The 25,294-nt window shown below is 68.5% G+C and carries 21 protein-coding genes; 11 read left to right on the top strand and 10 right to left on the bottom strand.

Going from position 1 to position 25,294, the window contains the following annotated elements:
• Window positions 1–82: 82 nt before the first annotated feature.
• The 4 genes from ACYU7G_RS15610 to ACYU7G_RS15595 all read right to left on the bottom strand — a co-directional run bounded on the left by ACYU7G_RS15610 (window position 83) and on the right by ACYU7G_RS15595 (window position 6,078).
• Entirely contained in the window at window positions 83–988 is a 906-nt protein-coding gene (locus ACYU7G_RS15610) for a sugar ABC transporter permease (protein WP_461109447.1), read from the bottom strand.
• Window positions 988–2,610: an ABC transporter permease subunit gene (locus tag ACYU7G_RS15605; RefSeq protein WP_461109444.1), complete on the bottom strand. Its 1,623-nt coding sequence runs from the start codon at window positions 2,608–2,610 to the stop codon at window positions 988–990. Before ACYU7G_RS15605 ends, ACYU7G_RS15610 begins: the two co-directional genes overlap by 1 nt.
• Before the next feature lie 88 nt (window positions 2,611–2,698).
• A complete protein-coding gene (locus tag ACYU7G_RS15600) occupies window positions 2,699–3,988 on the bottom strand; it encodes a sugar ABC transporter substrate-binding protein (RefSeq protein ID WP_461109442.1) in 1,290 nt (429 codons plus the stop codon).
• Between the two features lie 11 nt (window positions 3,989–3,999).
• Window positions 4,000–6,078 (bottom strand): beta-galactosidase, encoded by a 2,079-nt coding sequence (locus tag ACYU7G_RS15595; RefSeq protein ID WP_461109440.1) that lies wholly within the window; start codon window positions 6,076–6,078, stop codon window positions 4,000–4,002.
• A 149-nt stretch (window positions 6,079–6,227) separates the two neighbouring features.
• On the opposite strand from ACYU7G_RS15595, the gene ACYU7G_RS15590 reads away from it, so the two are divergent.
• From ACYU7G_RS15590 to metW, 4 genes are all read left to right on the top strand, one after another.
• Window positions 6,228–7,250, top strand: coding sequence for a LacI family DNA-binding transcriptional regulator (locus tag ACYU7G_RS15590; RefSeq protein WP_461109438.1), 1,023 nt, complete (start codon window positions 6,228–6,230; stop codon window positions 7,248–7,250).
• 90 nt (window positions 7,251–7,340) lie between these two features.
• A complete protein-coding gene (locus ACYU7G_RS15585) occupies window positions 7,341–8,627 on the top strand; it encodes an O-acetylhomoserine aminocarboxypropyltransferase/cysteine synthase family protein (protein ID WP_461109436.1) in 1,287 nt (428 codons plus the stop codon).
• 12 nt (window positions 8,628–8,639) lie between these two features.
• Window positions 8,640–9,746: a homoserine O-acetyltransferase MetX gene (gene metX, locus ACYU7G_RS15580; protein ID WP_461109434.1), complete on the top strand. Its 1,107-nt coding sequence runs from the start codon at window positions 8,640–8,642 to the stop codon at window positions 9,744–9,746.
• Complete coding sequence (metW, locus tag ACYU7G_RS15575) at window positions 9,743–10,345, top strand: methionine biosynthesis protein MetW (protein ID WP_461109432.1); 603 nt, start codon at window positions 9,743–9,745, stop codon at window positions 10,343–10,345. Before metX ends, metW begins: the two co-directional genes overlap by 4 nt.
• Here the strand turns inward: metW and ACYU7G_RS15570 are convergent.
• A complete protein-coding gene (locus ACYU7G_RS15570; RefSeq protein ID WP_461109430.1) occupies window positions 10,330–11,244 on the bottom strand; it encodes a 5'-3' exonuclease in 915 nt (304 codons plus the stop codon). The genes metW and ACYU7G_RS15570 overlap by 16 nt on opposite strands.
• A gap of 41 nt (window positions 11,245–11,285) precedes the next feature.
• On the opposite strand from ACYU7G_RS15570, the gene lnt reads away from it, so the two are divergent.
• From lnt to ACYU7G_RS15555, 3 genes are read left to right on the top strand one after another with little or no spacing between them, the layout of a single operon-like run.
• Window positions 11,286–12,854: an apolipoprotein N-acyltransferase gene (gene lnt, locus ACYU7G_RS15565; protein WP_461109428.1), complete on the top strand. Its 1,569-nt coding sequence runs from the start codon at window positions 11,286–11,288 to the stop codon at window positions 12,852–12,854.
• Window positions 12,851–13,630 (top strand): polyprenol monophosphomannose synthase, encoded by a 780-nt coding sequence (locus ACYU7G_RS15560; RefSeq protein ID WP_461109426.1) that lies wholly within the window; start codon window positions 12,851–12,853, stop codon window positions 13,628–13,630. The genes lnt and ACYU7G_RS15560 overlap by 4 nt, the downstream gene beginning before the upstream one ends.
• On the top strand, window positions 13,623–14,096 hold the full coding sequence (locus tag ACYU7G_RS15555; protein ID WP_461109424.1) for an FxsA family protein: 474 nt from the start codon (window positions 13,623–13,625) through the stop codon (window positions 14,094–14,096). Before ACYU7G_RS15560 ends, ACYU7G_RS15555 begins: the two co-directional genes overlap by 8 nt.
• Here ACYU7G_RS15555 and ACYU7G_RS15550 read toward each other — a convergent pair.
• Together ACYU7G_RS15550 and ACYU7G_RS15545 are read right to left on the bottom strand one after the other, a co-directional pair.
• A complete protein-coding gene (locus tag ACYU7G_RS15550) occupies window positions 14,093–14,431 on the bottom strand; it encodes an RNA polymerase-binding protein RbpA (RefSeq protein ID WP_461109422.1) in 339 nt (112 codons plus the stop codon). The genes ACYU7G_RS15555 and ACYU7G_RS15550 overlap by 4 nt on opposite strands.
• Before the next feature lie 41 nt (window positions 14,432–14,472).
• Window positions 14,473–15,258 (bottom strand): glycerophosphodiester phosphodiesterase, encoded by a 786-nt coding sequence (locus tag ACYU7G_RS15545; RefSeq protein WP_461109420.1) that lies wholly within the window; start codon window positions 15,256–15,258, stop codon window positions 14,473–14,475.
• A gap of 46 nt (window positions 15,259–15,304) precedes the next feature.
• On the opposite strand from ACYU7G_RS15545, the gene pdxY reads away from it, so the two are divergent.
• Window positions 15,305–16,159: a pyridoxal kinase PdxY gene (gene pdxY, locus ACYU7G_RS15540; protein ID WP_461109418.1), complete on the top strand. Its 855-nt coding sequence runs from the start codon at window positions 15,305–15,307 to the stop codon at window positions 16,157–16,159.
• 3 nt (window positions 16,160–16,162) lie between these two features.
• Here pdxY and ACYU7G_RS15535 read toward each other — a convergent pair whose 3' ends face one another.
• The gene (locus ACYU7G_RS15535) at window positions 16,163–17,707 is read right to left on the bottom strand and encodes a helix-turn-helix domain-containing protein (protein WP_461109416.1); all 1,545 of its coding nucleotides are present in this window, start codon (window positions 17,705–17,707) and stop codon (window positions 16,163–16,165) included.
• Window positions 17,708–17,798: 91 nt separating this feature from the next.
• Here ACYU7G_RS15535 and lpdA point away from each other — a divergent pair, with 91 nt between their 5' ends.
• Window positions 17,799–19,205 (top strand): dihydrolipoyl dehydrogenase, encoded by a 1,407-nt coding sequence (lpdA, locus tag ACYU7G_RS15530; protein WP_461109414.1) that lies wholly within the window; start codon window positions 17,799–17,801, stop codon window positions 19,203–19,205.
• Between the two features lie 2 nt (window positions 19,206–19,207).
• Complete coding sequence (locus ACYU7G_RS15525) at window positions 19,208–19,804, top strand: histidine phosphatase family protein (RefSeq protein ID WP_461109412.1); 597 nt, start codon at window positions 19,208–19,210, stop codon at window positions 19,802–19,804.
• Window positions 19,805–19,810: 6 nt separating this feature from the next.
• On the opposite strand, the gene ilvD is transcribed toward ACYU7G_RS15525, so the two are convergent.
• Window positions 19,811–21,493: a dihydroxy-acid dehydratase gene (gene ilvD, locus ACYU7G_RS15520; RefSeq protein ID WP_461109410.1), complete on the bottom strand. Its 1,683-nt coding sequence runs from the start codon at window positions 21,491–21,493 to the stop codon at window positions 19,811–19,813.
• Between the two features lie 34 nt (window positions 21,494–21,527).
• Window positions 21,528–22,796 (bottom strand): GNAT family N-acetyltransferase, encoded by a 1,269-nt coding sequence (locus ACYU7G_RS15515; protein WP_461109408.1) that lies wholly within the window; start codon window positions 22,794–22,796, stop codon window positions 21,528–21,530.
• 89 nt (window positions 22,797–22,885) lie between these two features.
• On the opposite strand from ACYU7G_RS15515, the gene ACYU7G_RS15510 reads away from it, so the two are divergent.
• Window positions 22,886–25,294 carry an ATP-dependent DNA ligase gene (locus ACYU7G_RS15510; RefSeq protein WP_461109406.1) on the top strand — a complete coding sequence of 803 codons (2,409 nt, stop codon included), beginning with the start codon at window positions 22,886–22,888 and terminating at the stop codon, window positions 25,292–25,294.

Raw genomic sequence — 25,294 nt, 5'->3', positions numbered from 1 at the left:
TTGACTGGTGACTATTCAGTTGTAAGCGGTTACAGGAAGGTTCGAGAAAACCACCCGGGACTTCCCGGGTGGTGGTCTCGGATCAGCCCTTCACGGAGCCGGCGGTGAGGCCGCCGACGATGTAGCGCTGGAGCGAGAGGAACAGCAGGAGCACCGGGATGGCGGCCACCACCACGCCGGCCGCGAACAGGCCCCACCTGGAGGTGAGCTGGTTCGAGACCCACTGGTACATGCCCACCGAGAGGGTCCAGTTCTCCTCGGAGGTGAGGACGATCTTGGCGAGGATGAAGTCGCCGAAGGAGGAGATGAACGCCAGCAGGCCGACGACGGCCAGCACCGGAGCCACCAGCGGCATGATCAGCTTCCAGAAGATCTGGGCGTGGGTGGCGCCGTCCATCTTGGCGGACTCGTCGATCTCGATCGGGACCGTGTTGAAGAAGCCGTACATGAGGAACGTGTTGGCACCCAGCGCGCCGCCCAGGTAGACGCAGATCAGCGCCAGCCGGGAGTTGATGCCCAGCGCGGGCACCACGCCGCCGAGTGCCAGCAGCAGGAGGAAGACCGCGACGAACGCGATGGTCTGCGGGAACATCTGGACGATCAGCAGGGCCGTGAGGCTGGTGCGGCGACCCTTGAACCGGAACCGTGAGAAGGCGTAGGCGGCCGCGGCGCCCATCAGCACCGCACCGATGGCGGCGGCCCCAGAAACGTAGAGGGTGTTGAGGAACCACTGCCAGAAGGCGGTGCCACCGAGTGCCTTGAAGTTGTCCAGGGAGAAGGTCGTGAACAAGGAGTTGCTCGCCGACAGGCTGCCGCGGGGGTTGAACGACGCCGAGACGATGTAGATCAGCGGGAACACCGCGTACAGGATCAACAGGACGGCCAGTGGGTACTTCCAGCCCACCTCGGCCAGCCAGCGGCCCCGCACGGCCTTCTTGCGCTCGGCCGGTAGGACGTCGACGAGTGCGTTGTTGTTCGACTTGCTCATCAGAACTCCTCGAGCTTTCGGGTCTGGCGGAACGCCAGTGCGGAGATGATGCCGATCACCACGAACACCATGATGGAAAGGGCGCTCGCCATGCCGTAGTCGGCCACACCGCCGGAGACGCCGGAGATCTTGTAGATCGCCGAGATCAGGATGTCGGTGGCGCCGAGGCGCGACGGCGAGTTCACGAACCCGGGTCCACCCTCGGTGAGCATGTAGATGATCGTGAAGTTGTTGAAGCTGAAGGCGAACGACGAGATCGCCAGCGGGGCGGTGGAGACCATCAGCAGCGGAAGCGTGATGTAGCTGAACTTGCGCCACCTGCCCGCCCCGTCGATGGTGGCCGCCTCAAGGGTTTCGCCCGGCAGCGATTGGAGCGCGCCCGTAGAGACCAGGAACCAGTAGGGATAGCTCAGCCAGACGTTGACGAACAGCACGGCGAACTTGGCCAGCCACGGGTCGGAGAGCCAGCCGATGTTCGCGCCGAAGAAGAACAGGTCGTTGACGATTCCGAACTCGGAGTTCAGCATTCCTCGCCACAGCAGGGCTGACATGAAAGCCGGGAACGCGTACGGCAGGATCAGGAGTGTCCTGATCACCTTGCGCCCCTTGAGACGGTCGTCGTTGTAGACGATCGCGAAGAACAGGCCGAGGCCGAAACTGACCAGGACCGACAACGCGGCGAACGCGAACGTCCACAGCGTCACCTGCAGGAGGTCTCCGGCCAGGCTGCCGTCTGTGAAGGCCCGCACGAAGTTGTCGAAGCCCACGAAGACGTACCAACCGGTGGTGAGCGTGGTGCCGTCGGGTGCGGCGAACTCGCCGGTTGCGGTGGGGGAGTAGACCACGCCGGTGTCGGTGTTGGTCAGGGTCTGGGTGTCGGGGTCCCATTCCAGCGAGGACTGGTAGACGGTGCCCCGCGTGCCCTCGCGCGTCCTGATGGAGCCGTCGTCGGCCTCGTCCGAGACGGGTACCCGCAGGCTCAGCACGATCTCCTGCAGTTCGGCGTCCGCGTAGAGCTCGGCTCGCGGGACCACGTCCCAGCCGGGCACGACGGTCGGGGTGCCGTTCTCGGCCACCTCGGCGCCGTCGACCTCGCTCAGCGGTTCGGTCTCGGTGCCGACGCGCACGACGCCGTCGTCGTTGATGGCGAAGCCCACGACGTCGGGCTCCTGGGTCACGATGGCCAGGGGGTAGGCGGGGGAGTCCTCCACCCGCCGCTCGTCCTGGATGAGGGCCGCGTCCACGGCCTGCTGCATGGAGCCCGCGTGCCCCGTGCCGTAGTTGGTCAGGGCCACGTAGGCGGTGTAGCCCATGGTGAAGATCTGGAAGACGAACAGGAATACCAGTCCGGGGAACAGGTACTTCAGGGGCAGTGCGCGCTTGGTGAAGTAGATGATGTCCGCGAGCACCAGCAGCACGGCGGAGCCGCCGAGGATCCACCAGGACTCCACCGACCAGGCCTGCAGGATCACCAGCACGCCGAAGGCGTTGACGATGGCCATCAGGGCCAGCTTCACCAGGAAGCCCACCCCGTTGCCGCGCCAACTGCGGGCATGGGACTCGGGTTTCGGGGTGGGACTGCTCGTCCGGGGCTTCGTCGCCCTCGATGTTGTTTGCGCCACTGCAGTGTCTCTTCCGTAGGACCGGTTCGGATGTGGGGGGGGTGGTGGGGCCGCCGCAGCGACCCCACCACCGGGTTTCAGCCTTGCGTCAGCTGCCCAGCTCGGCAGTGAGGTTCTCGATCATCGTGTTCCAGGTGGACACCGGCTCGGCGCCGTTGATGATCTGGACCTGTGCCGCGTTCCAGAAGTCCCACACCGCACCCATCTCGGGGATGGACGGCATCGGGACGCCGTTCTGCGAGGAGGCGAGGAAGCCCGCGATGATCGGGTCGTCGGAGACGGAGTCGGCGATGGCAGACAGCGCGGGGATACGGGGATCCGCGTCGTAGAGCGCCTGCTGGCCCTCCTCGGAGCCCAGGTAGTTGACCAGGAAGTCCGTGGCCAGCAGGGCGTTGCTGCTCTGCGAGCTCAGGTAGAAGCCCTGCACGCCCACGAACGGTGCGGCGGGCTCGCCACCGGCGGACGGGATGGGGTTCACCTTGATGTTGACGTCCGGGAACGAGGAGATGGCCCAGGGACCCTGGATGGTGTAGGCGGCGGTCCCGGAGTTGAACAGCTCGTTGTTGATGTCGTAGTCAACGGTGGTGGAGATGTAGCCGGTGCCGTTGGCTCCATTGTCGGACAGCCACTGGGCGAAGGCCTCGCCGGCCTCGCCGCCCATGCCCACCTCGGTGGTGTAGGAGCCGGTCTCGTCCTGGACGAACACGGGGGCCCCGAAGGAGGTCTGGAAGCCGTACATGGTGTAGGCGTCACCGGTCTCGCCGGCGGTGTTGATGGCGATCGGGCGCTCGGCACCGGCGGCCTCTGCCGTGGCCACCATGTCGTCCCACGTGGCGGGAGCTTCCTCGCCGACGAGGTCGACGTTCTGGATCAGGGCGACGGTCTCCATCGAGTAGGGCAGCGCGTAGAGCTGGCCGTCGTAGGTGAAGGCCTCCAGCGCGACGGACTCGAAGTCGCCGGTGGTGGCGCCGAGGTCGACGGTGTCGACGACGCCGGCGGTCACGAGGGCACCCAGCCAGTCGTGCGCGCCGACGGTGATGTCAGGGCCCTCACCGGTGGGGACCTGCGCGATGAAGTCGTTGCGGAGGTCCTCGAAGTTCTTCTGGACCACCTCGACGGTGGCGCCGGTGTCAGCCGCGAACGCATCGGCCTGGGCCTGGATGGCCTCCTGGCGCTCCGCGTCGGTCCAGATGGTGATGGACCCGGCGGCGCCCGGCTCGGTGCCCTCCGTCTCCTCGGCGGTGGTCTCCTCCGCCGCGGTGGTCTCCTCGACTGCGGTGTCGGTGGGAGTGGTTTCGGGCTCGGTGTCCGAGCTGCAGCCGGCGATCAGCAACGCCGACGACAGCACGAGCGCCCCGAGAGCGAGTGGCTTGCGCATTTTCATTCCTTTCACAGGTCGGTCGGGATCGACCGGGTTTCGCCGGAGCCGGAGTGCTCCGTCGACGGATTGTTCCCGCTGCGGGCGGTGCGGACGACTGCGACGTCGCCCTTCCCGATCCGCTGCGTGCCACCGGTGGGTTCACCGGAGACGAGTTCGACGCCCAGCAGTTGGATCTCCGCCGGGGTGTCGTTGTGGTTGATGACGACGTTGAAGTCGGCCTCCGCGCCCCTGCGCGTGACCAACTCAACACCGTCCGGGAGGCCGAGCGGGGCGAGTCCCGCGTCGGCGTAGACCTCCTGCATCACCGTCGCCAGGGAATCGGCGTCGAGGCGGGTGCTGATGTACCAGCCCGTCCCGTCGCCGTGGCTGTTGCGGGTGATGGCCGGCATGCCGGCTCCGGGGCCGTCGACGTAGGTGGCTCGGACCTGCGCCTCGTGGACCCGGAGGTCCTCGTGCCACACGTCCGCCACCAGCTCCGGGGCACCCGAACCACGCCAGTCCAGCGTGGACGTAACCCCCTCGCGCAGGGGGAGGAACTCCTCCACCACCACGCCGAGCGAGTCCCTCAGGGGTGCCATGTAGCCATCTTCGTGCACGGCGTCGTGCTCGTCGACGATTCCGGAGAAAAAGGAGACCAGCAGGGTGCCGCCGGCGGCCACCCACGCATTCAGGTTGGCGGCGTCGGCCTTGGTGAGCAGGTACTGCGCAGGGGCGACGACGAGGCGGTAGCCGGAGAGGTCCTGGCCGGGCAGGGCGAAGTCCACGGTGATGCCGTCGCGCCACAGCCGCTCGTAGAAGGCCCGGATGCGTTCGGCGTGGCTGACGTCCTCCGAGGGCCGCCACTCGAGGTCCTGGGCCCACATGGACTCGAAGTCCCACAGGATGGCCACGTCGGCACGGACGCGGGAGGAGCGGATGTCGGCCACGTCACCGAGCTTTGCGCCGAGGTCCACCACCTCCCGCCACACGCGGGAGTCGGTGCCGGCGTGGGGGATCATCGAGGAGTGGAACTTCTCGGCGCCCTTCCGGGAGGCGCGCCACTGGAAGAACATGATGGCGTCGGCGCCGCGGCCGAGGTGTGAGAAGGCGTTGCGCGCCATCTCCCCGGGACGCTTCGCGACGTTGCGGGGCTGCCAGTTGACCGCAGAGGTGGAGTGCTCCATCAGCATCCAGGGTTTGCCCCCGCCGACGGAACGGGTCAGGTCCGCGGCGATCGCCAGCCCGATGTGGGCCTCCGGGTCCGCGGCCCACAGGTAGTGGTCGTCAGCGACGACGTCGACCTCGCGTCCCCAGCGCCACAGGTTGGTGGTCCAGCTCTGGTTGGCCATGAAGTTGGTGGTGACCGGCTGCGAGGCGTGCTCGCGGATCGCGTCGCGCTCGGCGATGAAGCGCTGCAGCAGGGCGTCGTCGGTGAAGCGGGCGAAGTCCAGCTTCTGTGCCGGGTTGACGGTGGTGGGGGCGGCCGCCGGTGCGCCCACGTGGTCCCAGTCGCGGTACGTCTGGCCCCAGAACGCGGTTCCCCAGGCGTCATTGAGGGCCGCCAGGGAGCCGTAGCGCTCGCGCAGCCAGGTGCGGAAGGCGGTGACCGAGGCCTCGGAGAAGTCCTCGCCCACCGGGACGCCGTACTCGTTGTGGACGTGCCACATCACGACGGCGGGGTGCGCGGCGTAGCGCTGGGCCAGTCGGCTCGCGATGTTCACGGCAGCGCGCTGGTAGGCGGGGTGGGAGTGGGAGGCCATGCCGCGGGAGCCGAAGCCCATCACGGTGCCCTCGCGCGTGACGACGCGGGCCTCGGGGTAGGTGGCGAAGAACCAGGCCGGCGGGGAGGCCGTCGGGGTCCCGAGGTCCACCTTGATTCCGTTGGAATGCAACAGGTCCAGCAGTTCGTCCAGCCACCCGAAGTCGAACTCGCCCTCGGCGACCTCGAGCAGACCCCAGGAGAAGATGCCGACGCTGACCAGGTTCACCCCGGCTTCGCGCATGAGGCGCACGTCCTCGTCCCAGACGTCGCGACCCCACTGTTCGGGGTTGTAGTCGCCGCCGTAGGACAGCCCCTCGACATCGGGCCAGGCTGGGGTACTCGTCATGCCACTCCGTTGTTCATTGGTGCCATTGTGCAGCTTCCACACATGATGCCCATAAAATTTGCGAAAATCAATGCAAGTTTGCAGAACGTTATGGACCTGTAACCGTTTACAATCAACCTTGGCGTCGATTCCAACTAGAGTCAAGCCCCATGACGACGAAGCCCAACGGCAGCGGTGGCCGCAAGCCGACGATCCGCGAGGTGGCCAAGGCCGCCGGTGTGTCCTACGCCACCGTCTCCCGGGTCATGAACGGCGCCAACTGGGTCTCGCCGCAGGCGCGTTCCGCCGTGGAGGAGGCGATCCGCCAGACCGGGTACAAGGTCAACGCCCACGCTCGCAGCCTCGCGACCGGCCGCACGGACTCCGTCGCCTTCCTCCTGACGGAGGAGTACCAGCTGCTGTTCGCGGACCCGACCTTCTCGCTGCTGCTGAGAGACATCGCCGAGGCGATGGCCGAGCGCTCCGTGACGCTGGTGCTGCTGGTGGCCGGCAGTGAGGGGGAGCGGGAGAGCGTGGAGCGCTACCTGAGCGCCGGTCACGTGGACGGCGTCATGCTGATCTCCTCCCACGAACAGGACCCGCTTCTGCCCTCACTGCTCAACCACAAACTGCCCATGGTGGCCTGCGGGTTGCCGCTGGGCCACGAGTCGTCGGTCTCGTCGGTCTCGGTGGACGAGGCCGGATCCGCGGCTGTCATGACCGACTACCTCTTGGGCAGGGGGCACCGCCGGATCGCCATGATCGCCGGCCCGGACGACACCCCGGGCGGGCACTTCAGGCTGCAGGGCTTCCGCGAGGCGATGGGGGAGCAATTCGATCCTGCCCTGGTGGTGGCGGGCGACTACAGCAGGGCTTCGGGCCGGCGTGCGATGCGGGAACTGCTGGCCTCCGGGAACAAGTTCGACGCCGTCTTCGCGGCCAACGACCTGATGGCCGTCGGCGCCGTCGCCGAACTCCGCGAGGCCGGGCTCTCCGTGCCCGGGGACGTGGCAGTCGCCGGATTCGACGACTCCGGCATCGCTGCCGAGAACGACCCGCCGCTGACGACGATGCGCCAGCCGTGGAAGGAACTCTCCGAGCAGATGGCCACCGTCCTGTTGGACCTGGTGGGCGGGGCGGAACTGCGCCACGTCACGCTCCCAACCGAACTGGTGGTGCGCGAGTCCGCCTAGGCGGGAATAGGACCGTGGACCGCGGGGTTGCACCGGTGGAAAGCTCGCTAGTGTTTCCAGCGATCGACCAACCCTTCTCCAAGGAGCACAATGACGTACCGTCCCGAAACCCTCGCCGTGCAGGCAGGTCAGGAGACCGCGGACCCGGCCACCAACTCCCGTGCCGTCCCGATCTACCAGACAACGTCGTTCGTCTTCGACGACACCGAGCACGCCGCGGACCTGTTCGCCCTGCGCAAGCCCGGCAACATCTACACCCGCATCATGAACCCCACCCAGGACGTGTTCGAGCAGCGCGTGAACGCCCTCGAGGGTGGCGTCGGGGCGCTCGCCACGTCCTCGGGTTCGACGGCCGTGACCTACGCCGTGCTGAACCTGACCTACGCCGGCGACAACATCGTCGCCCTGTCCACGCTCTACGGCGGCACGTTCGCGCTGTTCAAGAACACCCTGGCCCAGTTCGGCATCGAGGCCCGGTTCGTGGACCCGAACAAGCCGGAGGAACTGGCCAAGCACGTCGACGAGAAGACCAAGCTGGTCTTCGGTGAGACGGTGGGCAACCCGGCCATCAACGTCATCGACATTGACGCCTGGAGCGCCGCCGCGCACGAGCTTGGGCTGCCGTTCATCCTGGACAACACCGTCCCCACCCCGTACCTGACCCGCGCCTTCGAGCACGGTGCCGACGTCGTCGTGCACGCCGCCACCAAGTACATCGGCGGCCACGGCACCAGCATGGGCGGCATCATCGTCGATTCGGGCAAGTTCGACTGGGCCGCCCACGCGGAGCGCTTCCCCGGCCTGACCCAGCCCGACGACGCCTACCACGGCGTGGTGTGGACCGAGGCCGCCGGTGAGGCCGCCTACATCCTGCGCGCCCGCACGGTGCTGCTGCGCAACACCGGCGGCGCCATCGCACCGCTGAACTCGTGGCTGATGCTGCAGGGCCTCGAGACGCTCCACCTGCGAATGGAGCGCCACAGCGACAACGCCCTGAAGATCGCCCGGTTCCTGGAGGGCCACGACGCCGTGAGCTGGGTGAACTACCCGGGCCTGGAGTCCAGCCCCAGCCACGAGATCGCCAAGCGGATCCTGAAGGACGGCTACTTCGGCGGCCTGGTGTCCTTCGGCCTCAAGGCCGGACGCGAGGCGGGGGCCAAGTTCGTCGAGTCGCTGGAGCTGTTCAGCCACCTCGCCAACATCGGCGACGCCAAGTCCCTCGTGATCCACAACGCCACCACGACCCACTCGCAACTCTCCGACGAGGAGCTCGTCGTTGCCGGGGTGCCGCCGGAGCTGGTGCGGCTGTCCGTGGGCATCGAGAACGTGGACGACCTGATCGCTGACCTGGACAAGGCGCTGTCCCAGTTCTCCTGACACAATGGCCGGGTGGAAACCTCCTGTCACGACGCCCTCCTGTTCACGGACGAGCAACCGCTGCGCCTGCGCAGTGGGGCGACGATGACGGAGGTCTCCGTCCGCTACGAGACCTACGGCACGCTGAACGCAGACCGCTCGAACGCGGTGTTCATCTGCCACGCGCTGACCGGCGACGCCCACGCCGCCGGTCAGCGCCCGGGGGACAAGCGCCCCGGCTGGTGGGACACGCTGATCGGTCCCGGAAAGCCCATCGACACCGACGTCTGGTTCGTCGTCTGCCCGAACCTGCTCGGGGGCTGCCAGGGCACCACGGGGCCGTCCTCCACCAACCCGGCCACGGGTGAGCCCTACGGCCTGGACTTCCCGCTGCTGGCGATGTCGGACTTCGTGACCGTGCACCGACGCCTGGGCGAGCACCTCGGCATCGAGCGCTGGGCCGCACTGGTGGGCGGATCGCTGGGGGGCATGCAGGTCCTGGAGTGGATCCTCACCCACCCCGCGGAGGTGGACAACGCCATCGTGATCGCCGCGTCGTCGCGCCTCACGGCCCAGAACATCGCGTTCTCCGCGGTCGGCCGGCAGGCCATCATGCGCGACCCGGACTTCCGGGACGGTGACTTCCAGGCCCTGGGCACGTCGCCGGACAAGGGACTGAGCGTGGCCCGCATGATGGCCCACATCACCTACCTCTCCGAGGACGGCTTCCAGTCCAAGTTCGGGCGCGAGGCGCAGTCGGGCGAGCTGGGCCACAACTTCGGGGTGGACTTCGCCGTCGAGAGCTACCTGGAGCACCAGGGCAACTCGTTCCTGTCCCGCTTCGACGCCCTCAGCTACCTCTACCTCACCCGGGTGATGGACTACTTCGACCCGTTCGCGGAGCCCGACGCCACCGCAGCGCTCGCCGCGGACCCGGTCAAGGTGCTCGTGGTGAGCTTCGACACAGACTGGCGCTTCTCCACAGAACACTCGCGCCGCATCGTGCGACACCTCGAGGGGGCGCGGGTGCCGACCTCCTTCCGGGAGATCTCCTCGCCGTGGGGCCACGACAGCTTCCTGCTGACCATCGACGACTACCACCAGAGCATCTCGGCCTTCATGGAGCGTGCTGCCGCATGACCCGCCAACTGCGCCCGGACCTGCAACTCATCTCCCGCCTAATCCCGGAGCGATCCCGCGTCCTGGACCTCGGCTGTGGCGACGGTGAACTCCTCAAACTGCTGGAGCAGAAGGGCTGCACCGGCACCGGTGTGGAGATGGAGCCGAGCGAACTGACGGCCGCCATCCGTGCGGGTGTCAACGTGATCGAGCTGGACCTGAACACCCAGCTGGACGAGTTCGGGGACGACTCCTACGACGTGGTCGTCCTCTCCCGCACCCTGCAGAACGTGTACAAGCCGCGCGAGGTGCTTCGCCAGATCGCCCGGATCGCGGTGCACAGCGTGGTGTCAATGCCGAACTTCGCGCACTGGCGCAACCGGCTCAGGCTGCTGGGCGGGCGGATGCCGATGTCGCGGGACCTGCCGTTCGAGTGGTACGACACGCCCAACATCCACTACACCTCACTGGCAGATTTGGAGCCCCTGTTCCAGAGCCTCGAGCTGCAGGTGGACCGCCGCATCCCGCTGGACGAGCAGGGCCACGCCCACAAGCTCGGCTGGTTGGCGGCCAACGCGTTCGCCAGTTCCGCGGTCTACCTGCTTCACGCCCCGCGCTGAGCCAGCGCCGCGACGACACGGTCCATCGTCCCGCCGAGGCCCAGCCGCTCCTGGATGGCCGCCACAGTGGCGGGTGGGACCTCGAGCGGCAGGGGAGTGGGGGCGGCGAGCTCCAGGTCCCGCACCACCTCCACCACCACCTCTGCCTTCAGGATGTATTCCGCGTCGGCCACGATGCGGGCCCGGGTGGCGGGCGGCATCACGCCGGTGCCGGAGATCGCCGCCTCCACCAGTTCAGTGAGGGAACCGAACTGCCTGACCAGCTTCGCCGCCGACTTCTCGCCGACGCCCTTCACCCCGGGCAACCCGTCGGACGGGTCGCCGCGCAGGACGGCGAAGTCCACGTAACGGGCGGCCGGCAGGTCGTACTTGGTGACCAGCCAGTCGTCGGTGACCACCTCGTGCTTGGCGACGCCGCGGCCGACGTAGACCACCGAGGTGTCGTCGTCGACGAGCTGGAACAGGTCCCGGTCCCCGGTGACCACCAGCGAGCGGCCGGAGTGCTGGGTGGCGAGTGAGGCCAGGACGTCGTCGGCCTCGTGGCTGGCGGCGCCGATCACGGCGATGCCCAGTTCCTGCAGCACCTGCCGGATCACCGGGACCTGCTGCGAGAGCTCGTCGGGCGTCTCCTCCTGGTCCACCCCGTCGGCCACCTCCGCGACGACGCGGTGGGCCTTGTAGGAGGGCACCAGGTCCGTGCGCCACTCGGGCCGCCAGTCGTCGTCCCACGCGCAGGCCACGAGGTCCGGGCGGTACTGGTCCACGAGCCGTGCGATCGAGTCGAGCAGCCCCTTCACGGCGTTGATCGGGCTCCCGTCCGGTGTCCGCATCGAGGAGGGCAACCCGAAGAACGCGCGGAAGTACAGGTAGGACGTGTCGAAGACCATCAGGGTGCTCACCGGCCAATCCTGTCACAACTGCCCCGGGTAGGCTGGCGCGCGTGTCGCCGCTCAAACCGCCTTGCCTGACCAGGCTCCAGTCCCTGCCGCTGGCAGTGCTCGCCGGACTCCTGGTGGGGCTCGGGTTCGCACCGATGGGCCTATGGCCCGCCACACTCCTCGGCGCGGCGCTGTTCACGTGGCTCCTCGCCGGCCGCAGCGCCGGCGACGCGGCCCTGCACGGCCTCGTGGTGGGCGTGGCGCTCAACACCCTCACAATCCACTGGATCAGCGTGCTCGGGGTGCCTGTGGCCATCGGGCTGGTGGCGTTCATGTCGCTGTGGTTCCTCGTGCTGGGCATCCTCACGGCACTGCTGACGCGGATCCGCGGCTGGGTGTTCTGGGTGCCGGCGGCGTGGGTGGCGGTGGAGACAGCCGCTGGCTCGGTACCGTTCGGCGGCTTCCCGTGGATCCGGCTCGCCCACACCGGCCTCGACCAGCCGATCTCCGGCTGGTTCGCCTGGGTGGGTTCGGCGGGGGTGACCCTACTGCTGGCACTGGGGGCGAACCTGCTCCTGCTCGCCGTCACGGATCGGACGCTGCGCCTGCGGGCCACGACCGGGGGACTCGCGATCTTCGTCACCGGCGCCGCCCTGACGTTCGTCCCGCACGCCGAGCCCGAGCAGCAGGTCACCGTCGGGGTGGTGCAGGGCAACGTGAACCGCGCCGAGAAGGGCACCGGCACCTACGCGCGTTCAGTGACGGCGAACCACCTGAGCGAGACCGTGCGCCTGCTGGCCGAGAACCGCGCCCGCGGGGCAGAGCCGCTGGACTTCATCGTCTGGCCGGAGAACGCCACCGACATCGACCCCCTCCGCGACGCCACCACCCGCCAACAGATCGAGACGGCCGTCCGCCTCGCCGGGGTGCCGATCTTCGTCGGCGCGGTGATGGACGGACCCGAACCCGACTCCCGGCAGACCTCCAGCCTGTGGTGGCACCCGGAGACCGGCCCGGGCGACCGCTACGACAAGCGCAACCTGGTTCCCTTCGGCGAGTGGATCCCGTTCCGGGACTTCCTGCTGCCGCGCCTGCCCATCCTCGAGCAGATCGGCCGCCAGTCCATCCCGGGCGACGGACCCGGCGTCGTCGACGCCCCCACCGCCGCCTTCCAGTACCTGCGGGTAGGCACCATCATCTGCTTCGAACTGGCCTGGGACTCCACCAGTTTCGACACGATCCGGGCCGACGCCCAGGTGCTGGTCTCCCAGAGCAACACCAACACCTACGCGGGCACCTTCGAGGTGCCGCAGCAGACCGCCCTGAACCGCATCAGGGCCCTCGAGACCGGACGCGAGATCATCGTGTCCACCATCAACGGGGTCTCCGGGCTGGTGGACGTGGACGGCGTCCTGCACGAGTCCACCTCCGAACTGACCTCCGCCAACCGCACCTTCACCGTGCCGCTGCGCACCAACGTGAACCTCGCGGTCACCATCGGCCCGTGGCTCGCGATCGTCGTGTCCGCGACGGCGCTGGGCGCCACCCTCTACGCTGTGGCTACCCGGGGAGGGCGCAGGCGTCCCGGTAGGATGGACAATTCCGAACAACCGATTGGAAGTAGCGAATGACGCACTACCCGCCGCTGGGCAAGGTACTGGTGATCATCCCGACGTACAACGAGGCGCAGAACGTCGAGAGCATCACGCGACGGTTGCGCACCTCGGTCCCGGAGGCCCACGTCCTGGTGGCCGACGACAACTCGCCCGACGGCACCGGCGAGATCGCCGACCGGCTGGCGGCCGACGACGACCACATCCACGTCCTGCACCGCAAGGGCAAGGAGGGCCTGGGTGCCGCCTACCTCGCGGGCTTCCACTGGGGCCTCGACGCCGGCTACGGAGTGCTCGTAGAGCACGACGCCGACGGCTCCCACCAGCCCGAACAGCTCCCGCTCCTGCTGAAGGCGCTGGAGACAGCCGACATGGTCAAGGGCTCCCGCTGGGTCAAGGGCGGCAGCGTCGTCAACTGGCCCAAGTCCCGGGAGATCCTGTCCCGCGGCGGCAACCTGTGGACCCGGCTGTGGCTGGGCATCAACCTGAAGGACGCCACGGGCGGCTTCAACGCCTTCCGCGCGGACACCCTGCGCGGCATCGGCCTCGACGAGGTGGCTAGCGCCGGCTACTGCTTCCAGGTGGACCTCGCCTGGCGGGCCGTGAAGAAGGGCTACAAGGTGGTGGAGGTGCCCATCGAGTTCGTCGAGCGGGAGTTCGGCGACTCCAAGATGAGCCGCGGCATCGTCATCGAGGCCATGATCCGCACCGCCCTGTGGGGTGTGGACCACCGCGCCAAGCAGGTCCGGAACTTCCTCGGGAAGCTCACCGGGCGGCGCAAGCGCCATGTCTGAGCCGCGGCCCGGGACCGTCGGCCGGTGGGGCGTCGCACTCGTTGTGGTTCCCTTCCTGCTGTTCGTCCTGGCCGAGATCGCAGCCCTGATCTGGGTCTCCAGCCAGCTGGGCTGGTGGACGCTCGCCATCCTCGCGGCCACGACGCTGCTGGGGGCGTTCCTGCTGCAGCGGGAGTGGCGCCGGGCCTGGGGGAACCTGTCCGAGTCGCTGCGCACCGGCGCCCTGCCACCTGGCAGGGCCGCGGACGCCGTCCTGGTCCTGATCGGTGGGGTCCTGCTGATCCTGCCCGGGTTCATCACCGACGTGGTGGGCCTGCTGCTCCTGCTCCCGTTCACCCGGCCCCTGGTGCGTGCCGGGCTGGGCAAGTGGGCGGGCCGGAGCATGCGGGTGGCCACAACGACGACGACCCCGCCCGGATCACAGGTGATCAAGGGCGAGGTCGTCGAAGATGACGAGGAACGCTAGGACTTGCCGGAGTCCCGCAGCTTGCCCAGCTGCTCGTCGAGGATCTCTTCCAGTTCGGGGATGGAGCGGCGCTCACGCAGCATGTCCCAGTGGGTGCGCTGCGGCTTGGTCTCCTTCTCCTCCCCGACGGAGCCGTCGGAGCGCACGGCCATCAGGCCGCACTTCTTGCATTCCCACTCCGTGGGCAGTTCCGCCTCCAGGGCGAAGGTCACCTCGAAGTGGTGGCCCTTGGGACAGTCGAATCCGATCTGGTTGCGATCGGCGAACTCGATGCCCTGCTCGTCCTCGAAGCTCTTGGCGCCCAGTCCGACGCCTCTCAGTGCACGATCAGCCATAGTCGTCTCCCTCCTGATGGTTCAACGAACGGGGTGCTCCATCAGTTCCGAGTAGACCACATACCCCGGCTCCTGAGTACGCCTTTCAACAGATCGGGCCGATCCGTGATGATGCCGTCCACGCCCCAGTCGATCAGCTCGTGCATGACGCCGGGCTCGTCGATCGTCCACACGTGGATCTTGCGCCCGGAGTTCTGGATGGTGCGGATTCGCTGCGGCGTGACCACCTTCACCGTGAACGGTCCGACGCGGTGGGTCAGCGGCACCTGGTACACCCGGGGCGGTCCCCCGGGGGTGCGACGCACCAGCCCCAGCATCATCGCCACGACACCGACGGGGGAGAACGCCGTCGGCACCTGCGGCAACCGGCGACGGAAGCGTGCCAGCCGGCGCCGTGAGAACGAACCCACGCACACCCGGTGCTCCGCCTTGTGCCGTCGGATCGCCTCCACCAGCAGGTGGATGGCGCCCGGCGCCTTGAGGTCCAGGTTGAACCGACAGTCGGGGAACTCCTCGAAGAGCTCGTCGACGGTGGGGATCACCGCCCTGCCACCCACCCGCAGCTCCCGCAGTTCGGCGAAGGTGAGGTCCTCGATCGCCGCGTCGGTGTCGGTCACCCGGACGAGGTTCACGTCGTGGAAGGCCACCAGCACGCCGTCGCGGGTGGCGTGGACGTCGGTCTCCAGGTACTCGTAGCCGAGCGCAACGGCGTTGCGGAACGCCTCCAAGGTGTTCTCGATGCCCAGGTTCTCGGCCAGCAGGGCGCCGCCGCGATGGGCCATGGCCGTGAAGCCGGGGGACAGGAAGCCATCAGGCGCGGAAACCATGGACGTCATTATGCCCATCCCGCGCGGCAGTGCCACACTTTGTCAGATGCGTACCGTTCTCTCCATCCAGTCGGCCGTCGCCTACGGCCACGCGGGCAACTCGTCCGCGGTGTTCCCCCTGCAGCGCAGCGGGGTGGACGTCTGGCCCGTGCACACGGTCAACTTCAGCAACCACACCGGCTACGGGGCCTGGCGGGGACCACTCATCCCGGCCGCAGACGTGGCGGACGTGGTCCGTGGGATCGACGAGCGGCAGGTGCTGGACCGGGTGGACGCCCTGCTGGCCGGCTACCAGGGGTCCCCGGAGATGGGCCAGGTGATCCTCGACGCCGCCGCCCTGGTCAAGCAGCGCAACCCGGATGCCGTGTTCTGCGCCGACCCGGTGATGGGCGACGTCGGGCGCGGGTTCTTCTGCGCCCCCGGCATCCCGGAGTTCATGCGTGACCACGTGGTGGGGGCCGCGGACATCATGACCCCGAACCTGTTCGAGCTCGAGTACCTCACCGGGCGCACCACCGACACCCTCGCCGAGGTCCTCGAGGCGGCCCACGAACTGCGCGCCCGTGGACCGGAGCTCGTCGTGGTGACCTCGGTGGTCGGCGCCGACATGGAACCCGGCGTCATGCGGATGCTGGCCGTGGGCCCCGAGGGCGCCCACATCGTCGCGACGCCGTTGCTGGACCGCAGCTTCGTGGGCTCCGGTGACCTGACCACCGCGGTGTTCCTGGCCCACTGGCTGAAGACGGGGGACCTCGCCCGCACCCTCGGGATGACGGCCTCGGTGGTCTACTCCATCCTCGAGACCACCGCTCTCAGCGGCGAGCCGGAACTGCAGCTGGTGGCGGCCCAGGAGAGCATCGTGGCCCCGAAGCACAGCTTCGAGGCCACGCGGCTGGAGTGAGCCTCAGAGCTCGTCGCCGTTCTTCTCGCCCCAGAAGACGTTGATCTTCGCGCCGAGCTTGTTGAGGCGCTGGGGCAGGTCCTCGTAGCCGCGGTTGATCACGTAGACATCAGTCAGGTTGGTGGTCCCGCGCGCAGCCATGGCGGCCAGCAGCAGGCACACCGACGGACGCAGCGCCGGCGGGCACTCGATGTCTCGGCCGCGCCAGTTGGTGGGGCCGATGATCATGAGCCGGTGGGCGTCCATGAGTGTCACGTTGGCACCCAGGTCCGCGAGCTTCTTCAGATGGATGGCGCGGTTGTCGTAGACCCAGTCGTAGATGATCGACTGGCCCTCGGCCATGGCGCAGATGACCGCGAAGAACGGCAGGTTGTCGATGTTGAGGCCGGGGAACGGCATGGGGTGGATCTTGTCCAGCGGCGCCACCAGCTCCGACGGGTGCACCGTGACGTCCACCAGGCGTGAGCGGCCGTTGCGGCTGGTGTACTCGGGGGACAGCGTCATGCGCTGGCCCATCTCCTCCAGCACCGCGAACTCGACCTCGAGGAACTCGATGGGGCAGCGGCGCACGGTGATCTCGGACCTGGTCACTATCCCGGCGGTGAGCAGGCTCATCGCCTCGATCGGGTCCTCGGAGATGTGGTACTCCACGTCCACGTCGATGTCCTGGACGCCGGTGATGCGCAGGGTGGTGGTGCCGATGCCCTCGATCTGGACGCCGATGCGCTGCAGGAAGAAGCACAGGTCCTGGACCATGTAGTTCCCCGACGCGTTGCGCAGGACGGTCACACCCGGGGTGCGGGCGGCGGCCATGAGGGCGTTCTCGGTGACGGTGTCGCCGCGTTCCACCAGCGTGACGTGGCGCTCGCCCTGGGTGTCCCGGTCCACAGTGGCGTTGTACTGCCCGTCGGTGGCCTCCACCGCGAGCCCGAACCGACGCAGCGCGGACATGTGGGGGTGCACGGTGCGGGCGCCGAGGTCGCAGCCGCCGGCGTAGGGGAGCTTGAACTCGTCGAAGTCGTGCAGCAGCGGGCCGAGGAACATCAGGATGCTGCGGGTGCGGCGGGCCGCTCGCTGGTCGATGGTCTCCCAAGTGAGGGTCTCGGGACGGACCAGCTCGAGGTCCTGACCGTCGCCGGTCCAGGTCATCTGTACGCCGAGGGACTCCAGCACCTCGCAGATGCGGTCGACCTCCTCGATGCGGGCGATGCCGCGCAGGACGGTGCGGCCGCGGTTCAGCATGCTGGCGCACAGCAGCGCGACGGCGGCGTTCTTGGAACTGCGCACCTCGATCTCACCGCTGAGCTGCGTCGGGCCCTGGATCTCGAAGTTCATCTGACCGGCGGTGGCGGTCTGGATGAGCGGCATGTCCAGCGCCTCGGCGAGGCGGCCGATCATGTTCAGGGAGAGGTTCTGCTGGCCGTTCTCGATCCGGTGGACCGCACTCTGTGCGGTGCCCACGGCGTCGGCTAGCCGCTGCTGGGACCACCCGCGCGAGGTGCGGGCCTCGCGGATCATGATTCCTAGGGACTGACTGGTTGCGCTCATCGCGCCACTGTATCTCATATCTGAGATAAACCCGATTCGGATGTGTCGGTCCGTGTCGCAGCCCGGTTCGTGGGGGACTAGAGTGGCTCCCATGACCCACGATTTTGACGTAGTTGTAGTTGGTGCCGGTCCCGGTGGTTACGTGGCGGCGATCCGTGCCGCCCAGCTCGGCCTGAAGACCGCGATCATCGAGAAGAAGTACTGGGGCGGTGTCTGCCTCAACGTGGGTTGCATCCCCACCAAGTCGCTGCTGCGCAACGCCGAGATCGCCAACATCGTAAACAAGGAGGCCGACGCGTTCGGGCTCGAGGTGGAGGGCAAGGTCAGCTTCGACTACCGCAAGGCCTACCAGCGCAGCCGCGCCGTCTCGGAGCGGATGACCAAGGGCATCCACTTCCTGATGAAGAAGAACAAGATCCAGGAGTTCAACGGCTGGGGCACCTTCGTCGACGCCAACACCATCGAGGTGGCCGACGACTCGGGCAACACCCAGAAGGTCACCTTCGCCAACGCCATCGTCGCCGCGGGTGCCACGACGCGTCTGCTGCCGGGCACCGAGGTCTCGGCCAACGTCGTCACCTACGAGGAGCAGATCCTCGAGGAGTCCGTGCCCGAGTCCATCATCATCGGCGGCTCCGGCGCGATCGGAACCGAGTTCGCCTACGTCCTGAGCAGCTACGGCGTGGACGTCACCATCGTCGAGTTCCTGGACCGCATGGTGCCAACCGAGGACGCGGACATCTCGGCGGAGCTGGCCAAGGCGTACAAGAAGCTCGGCATCAAGGTCCTCACCTCCACGAAGGTGGAGAGCATCGAGGACACCGGCTCCGGCGTCAAGGTCACCGTCAGCCCCGCCAAGGGTGGCGAGCAGCAGGTCCTCGAGGCCAGCCGCTTCCTCTCCGCCATCGGCTTCGCCCCCCGCACCGAGGGCTACGGCCTGGAGAAGCTGGGTGTCGAGCTCACCGACCGCGGTGCCGTCGGCATCGACGACTTCATGCGCACCAACGTGGAGAACGTGTACGCCATCGGCGACTGCACCGGCAAGATGATGCTGGCCCACACCGCCGAGGCCCAGGGCATCGTCGCCGCCGAGACCATCGCCGGGGTGGAGACCCACCCGATCAACTACGACATGATCCCACGCGCCACCTACTCGCAGCCGCAGGTGGCCTCCTTCGGCTACTCGGAGCAGCAGGCCAAGGACAAGGGCTACGAGGTCAAGGTCTCCAAGTTCCCGTTCGCCGCCAACGGCAAGGCCTGGGGACTGGGCGACGCCACCGGCTTCGTCAAGATCGTGGCCGACGCCCGCTACAACGAGATCCTCGGTGCCCACATGATCGGCCCCGACGTCACCGAGCTGCTGCCCGAGCTGACGCTGGCGCAGGCCTACGACCTGACCACGGACGAGATCGCCCGCAACATCCACGCGCACCCGACGCTGTCGGAGGCCATGAAGGAGGCCGCCCACGGCATCGGCGGCCACATGATCAACTTCTGATCATGACCGGGCGCACGAGGGTCTGGCTGGCCCGGCACGGAGCCACCGAGTGGTCCGAGTCGGGTCAGCACACCTCGGTCACGGACCTGCCGCTGCTGGCGAAGGGCCGCGACGACGCCCGCCGGGTGGGACAGGCACTGGCCGGACGCGAGTTCGGCCTGGTGCTGTCCAGCCCGCGGCGACGCGCTCTGGAGACGGCGGAGATCGCCGGCTTCACCCCGGAACTCGACGACGACCTCGTTGAGTGGGCCTACGGGCCGGGGGAGGGGCTGACCTCGCCACAGATCCGCGAGAAGATCCCCGGCTGGCGGATCTGGACCCACGGCGCCCCGCAGTTCGAGCGCGACGGCTACGACCCCGGTGAGACCGAGGCCGATGTCGCCGCCCGGCTGGGGCGAGTCGTCGAACGGATCCGCGACTCGGGCCCCGAGGACGCCATCGTGTTCGCCCACGGACACTCCCTGCGGGCGTTCACCATGGTCTGGCTCGGCCTGCCCATCGAACTGGCCAAGCATTTCCCACTCGAGACCGGCACCCTGAGCCTGCTCGGGTATGAGAAGGAGAACCCGGCGGTCGTCCGCTGGAACGCCGAGGTCTGACCGGCCTCAGCTGGTGATGGCGCCGTGCGCGGCGGACTGCACGATCTTGGCGTACTTGCCCAGCACCCCGCGCGTGTACTTCGGCGGGTTCGGCGCCCAGCCCTCCCGACGCCGGGCCAGTTCGTCCTCGGCCACGCCGAGCTCCAGGGTACGGCCCGCGACGTCGAGGGTGATCGGGTCGCCGTCGCGGACGAAGGCGATGGGGCCGGCGTCCACCGCCTCGGGTGCTATGTGCCCGACGCACAGCCCGGTGGTGCCGCCGGAGAAGCGACCGTCGGTGATCAGGAGCACGTCCTTGCCCAGGCCGGCGCCCTTGATGGCGCCGGTGATGGCCAGCATCTCCCGCATCCCGGGCCCGCCCTTCGGTCCCTCGTAGCGGATCACGACGACGTCGCCTCCGACGATGCGGCCCTCGGCAAGTGCGTCCAGGGCGGCGCGCTCGCCGTCGAAGACCCGGGCGGTGCCGGTGAACACGTCGTTGTCGAAGCCGGCGGACTTCACCACCGCCCCCTCGGGGGCGAGGGATCCCTTCAGGATGGTGAGGCCACCGGTGTGGTGGATGGCGTTGTCGAGGGTGTGGATGACGTCGCCGTCGAGCTCGGGCGGTGCGATGTCGGCCAGGTTCTCCGCGAGTGTCTTGCCCGTCACGGTCAGCGCGTCGCCGTGCATCAGGCCGGCCTCGAGCAGTGCCTTCATGACCATGGGGATACCGCCGACGCGGTCCACGTCGGTCATCACGTACTTGCCGAAGGGCTTCAGGTCCCCGAGGTGGGGAACCTTCTCGCCGACGCGGTTGAAGTCGTCGATGGTGAGGGGGACGTCGGCCTCCCGGGCGATGGCCAGCAGGTGCAGGACGGCATTGGTGGAGCCCCCCAGCGCCATCACCACGGCGATGGCGTTCTCGAACGCGTCCATGGTCATGATGTCCCGGGCCGTGATGCCCTTTCGGATCAGTTCCACCACCGCCTCGCCGGAGGCGACGGCGTACTTGTCGCGGCGACGGTCCGGGGCCGGGGGAGCGGCCGAGCCGGGCAGCGACATGCCCAGCGCCTCTCCCACCGACGCCATGGTGTTGGCGGTGTACATGCCGCCGCAGGCACCCTCGCCCGGGCAGATGGCACGCTCCACCCGGTCCACCTGCTCCCGGCTGATCCTGCCGGCGAGGCAGGCGCCGACAGCCTCGAACGCGTCGATGATGGTGACGTCCTCGCCGTCGAGCTTGCCCGGCAGCGTGGAGCCTGCGTAGAGGAACACGGCGGCGAGGTCGAGCCGGGCGGCGGCCATCAACATGCCGGGCAGGGACTTGTCGCAGCCGGCCAGCAGGACGGCGCCGTCGAGGCGTTCGGCCATCATCACGGTCTCGACGGAGTCGGCGATCACCTCGCGGGAGACCAGCGAGAAGTGCATGCCCTCGTGGCCCATCGAGATGCCGTCGGAGACGGAGATGGTGCCGAACTCGAGCGGGAACCCGCCGCCTGCGCGCACGCCCTCCTTGGAGGCCTTGGCGAGCCGGTCCAGGGACAGGTTGCAGGGCGTGATCTCGTTCCAGGACGACGCCACCCCGATCTGCGGCTTGTCCCAGTCATCGTCGCCCATGCCGACGGCGCGCAGCATGCCGCGGGCGGCTGTCTTCTCCAGTCCGTCGGTGACGTCGCGGGAGCGGGGCTTCATGTCAGGCGTCTGGCTCATGCCACGAGCCTAGGACGCATCCATCCCCCGCGGGTCAGAACTTGGCGAGGTTCACAGGGGGTTCGACGGTGGCGAAGATCCGGGACAGCCGCGCCACGTCCTCCCGGGAGCCGCCGACCAGTCCGGCCCAGGCCAGTTCCGAGGCACTGCGGTCGCCCAGCCAGATGCGGGCGAGGGTGCTGATGTCCAGCGAGACCTCGGCGTCGGAGGTGCTGGGGACGGCGGTGCCGCGGCCCTCGTGGACGGAGATCCGCCAGGTGCCGGCGCAGTAGCCCATGGCGTCGCTGATCGAGACCACCACCTCGCCGTCACCCTCGAAGCCACGCCCGGCCACAGCCCGCGGCAGGTCCAGCACCCGCAGCCACACAGCGTCGCCTGTTGACTTCTGGGTCACGGCCCACGGGTCGACGAGCGCGGTGTACAGGGGGTCGGCCGGGTGTGACATGCCATAGCTGAGACGCTCGACCAGGTCCGTGGCCGCCAACGCTTCCCACAGGGCGCGGTCGATGGCCGGGTCCGGTGAGCACAGCATCTGGACCGACGTGTTGATGGGCGACGAGCCCCAGCCGTCGTGCCGGAACGTGGCGAACCCGTCTGGGACGCCGTCGACGTCGAAGTGGACGACCGCACGAAGTGAGCGCGACGGACCCTCGGCCTCGGTGTCCCAGGCGCCGGTGTCGAGGAGTCGGGGGCTCGACTGCAACCCGCCCGCGCCCCGGTAGCGGAGTTGGTGGGCCAGGCGGATCCGCTCCAGGTGTGGCTCGAGGAACGGTGGGTCCACGAACTCCACGCTCCCCGGGGCCTGATCCAGGTCGTCGCGGAACCGCAGCCGACGCGTGTCCACCTCGATGTCGGAGCGGCGGTTGGCGACGCCGAAGCCGAAGCGGCCGTAGATGGTGGCCTCGCTGGCTGTGAGGAGGGCGAGTGCGACACCGTCGTCGATGGCCGCCTCCAGGTGGGCGCGCATCATTGTCTTGAGGATGCCGCGGCGGCGGTGGCTCGGGCGCACGGCGATGGTGTTGATGACGAGGGCATCGACTAGGCCCGCACCGTCGTTGAGGGTGAACGGGGCACTCACGAAGGCACCCACGGGGCGGCGGCCGTCCAGGCCCGGGCCCTCGGTGGTCACCATGCCCAGCGTGGCCCCGTCGGCACGCCTCGAATTTCGGTAGACGGCGAGCCCGTCCGGGCTGGCGCGCTTGTCCAGGAAACCCTGGCGGAAGACATCCAGGTACTGCGCCCACGCGTCGTCGTCGTCGGGGGTGTCGAGCGGAAGGGTCTCGTAGCGGTATGGCTCTTGCACGATGAACGAGCCTACTCCCACGAGTGTCCCCAACTCACTGACAACGGTGTCCCCAACAGGCAAGATGCTCTGGGGAAGAGGGGAATCCATTGGCATCCAGCGGAGCGACACAGGTGGAGGTGGACGGCAGGCGACTGCGCGTCACCAATGTCGACAAGGTGATCTACCCGGCCACGGGCACCACCAAGGGTGAGGTGATCGCCTACTACCGGCAGGTGGCGCCGTGGTTCGTCCCGCACGCCCGCCGCCGCCCGGCCACCCGGAAGCGCTGGCCGAACGGGGTCGGCACCGCCGAGGACCCGGGGGCCTCCTTCTTCGAGAAGAACCTGCAGGCCAGGTCCACCCCGGAATGGGTGGCCACGGCAACCATCGAGCACAGCTCCGGCCCGAACACCTACCCGCTGATCGACGACGCGGCCACCCTCACGTGGCTGGGGCAGTTGGCGGCCCTGGAACTGCACGTCCCGCAGTGGCGCTATGACGACGCGATGGAGCCGCAGAACCCGGACCGGCTCGTGCTGGACCTGGACCCCGGTCCCGGTTCCACCACCGAGCAGCTGGTGGAGCTGGCACACCTGCTGCGCGAGGTCCTGGACGGCGTGGGCTTCGACTCGGTACCGGTCACCAGCGGCAGCAAGGGCATCCACATCTACACCGCCCTGGACGGTTCCATGACCACTCGCGGGGCCTCGGACTTCGCGCACGAACTGGCCCGGCAGCTGGAGCAGTTGCGCCCCGACCTGGTGGTCAGCGACATGAAGAAGGCCCTTCGCGAGAAGAAGATCCTGTTGGACTGGAGCCAGAACAACGGGAACAAGACCACTGTCTCGCCGTACTCGCTGCGGGGCCGCGCCCACCCCAACGTCGCCGCCCCCAGGGAGTGGGACGAGCTCGACGAAGGGCTGCGGCAGCTCGAGTTCACCGACGTCCTCGAGCGCCTCGCGCAGGGCCACGACCCGCTCGCCCGGCTCCTGCCCAGCCGCGCCGGCCCGCCGGGGGACCGGTTGCGCAAGTACCGCTCCATGCGTGACGCCGACAAGACCCCGGAACCCGTGCCCGAGGAGCCGCCCGAGGCGGGACCCGGAAACACCTTCGTCATCCAGGAGCACCACGCCCGACGGCTGCACTACGACTTCCGCCTGGAGCACGACGGGGTGCTCGTGTCCTGGGCGGTGCCCAAGGGCCCGCCGATCTCCGCCGAGAAGAACCACCTGGCGGTCCAGACGGAGGACCACCCGCTGTCCTACGCCAGTTTCGAGGGCCGGATCCCGAAGGGTGAGTACGGCGGTGGCGTGGTCAAGATCTGGGACCACGGCACCTACGAGCTGGAGAAGTGGCGCGACGGCAAGGAGGTGATCGCCACCCTGACCGGCCAGCCGTACGGTGGCCTGGGTGGCGTACCCCGCCGGTACGCGCTGATCGCCACCAAGCTGGGCGGGGACCAGAAGAACTGGCTCATCCACCTCATGCCCGACGACGGCCCGCGCCCCTCCGACGACGGCCGGGCCGCGCCCGTCGTGGAACTCGAGGAGGAGCGCGCCGCCAGGGAACCCGGGGCCGAGCTCCGCGGGCTGCCGGAACCGGAACCGATGCTCGCCACGCCGGCCCGTGAGACCGAGCTCGACGGCCCCGGCTGGCACTACGAGATCAAGTGGGACGGCTACCGCGGCATCGCCCGGTGCGCACGGGGAGTCCTCGGACTGACCAGCCGCACCGGTCAGGACCTCACCCCACAGTTCCCGGAACTGGGGGAGCTGGCCAGCCTGCTGACGGGTCACGAGGTGGTGCTCGACGGGGAGATCGTCGTGCTGGACGAGCATGGGGTGTCCCACTTCGACCTGCTGCAGCAGCACAGCGCCAGTCCCGGTACGGCGCACTACATGGCCTTCGACCTGCTGTACCTCGACGGGGAGTCGCTGCTGCGCAAACCCTGGAAGGAACGTCGGGAGCGGTTGGAGGCCCTGATCGGCAAGGGTGGCCGGCACGTGCACGTCCCCGACACGCTGGGAACCGACTCCGGGGTGGCGCTCGCGGTGAGCCGGGACCTGGGACTGGAGGGCGTCATCGCCAAACGCATCACCAGCGTCTACCAGGGCGGCAAACGGGCCCGCACCTGGTTGAAGGTCAAGCACGTCCGCAGCCAGGACGCGATCGTAGTCGGCTGGACGCCAGGGCAGAACTCGAGGGCTGGGACGCTCGGTTCCCTCCTGCTCGCGGTCAACGAGGGCGATCGCCTCACCTACATCGGCAAGGCGGGCTCCGGGTTCAGCGACGAGGCACTCCGGGTGGCCCAACAGGTGCTCGGCGAGATCGAACGGCCCGACCCACCCGTGGCGGACGTTCCAAGCCTGGACGCCCGCGGCGCCCACTGGGTGGAGCCCCTCATGGTATGTGAGGTGAGCTTCACCGAGTGGACGCCGTCGGGCCGGATGCGGCATCCGGTGTGGCGGGGCTGGCTGCCGGAGACCCACGCCGAGGACGTGGTCCGCAGCCCCTGA

Source organism: Tessaracoccus terricola (assembly GCF_054776555.1).
The sequence above is the reverse complement of the archived record's forward strand: the minus strand, read 5'-3'. Positions and strand labels throughout refer to the sequence as shown.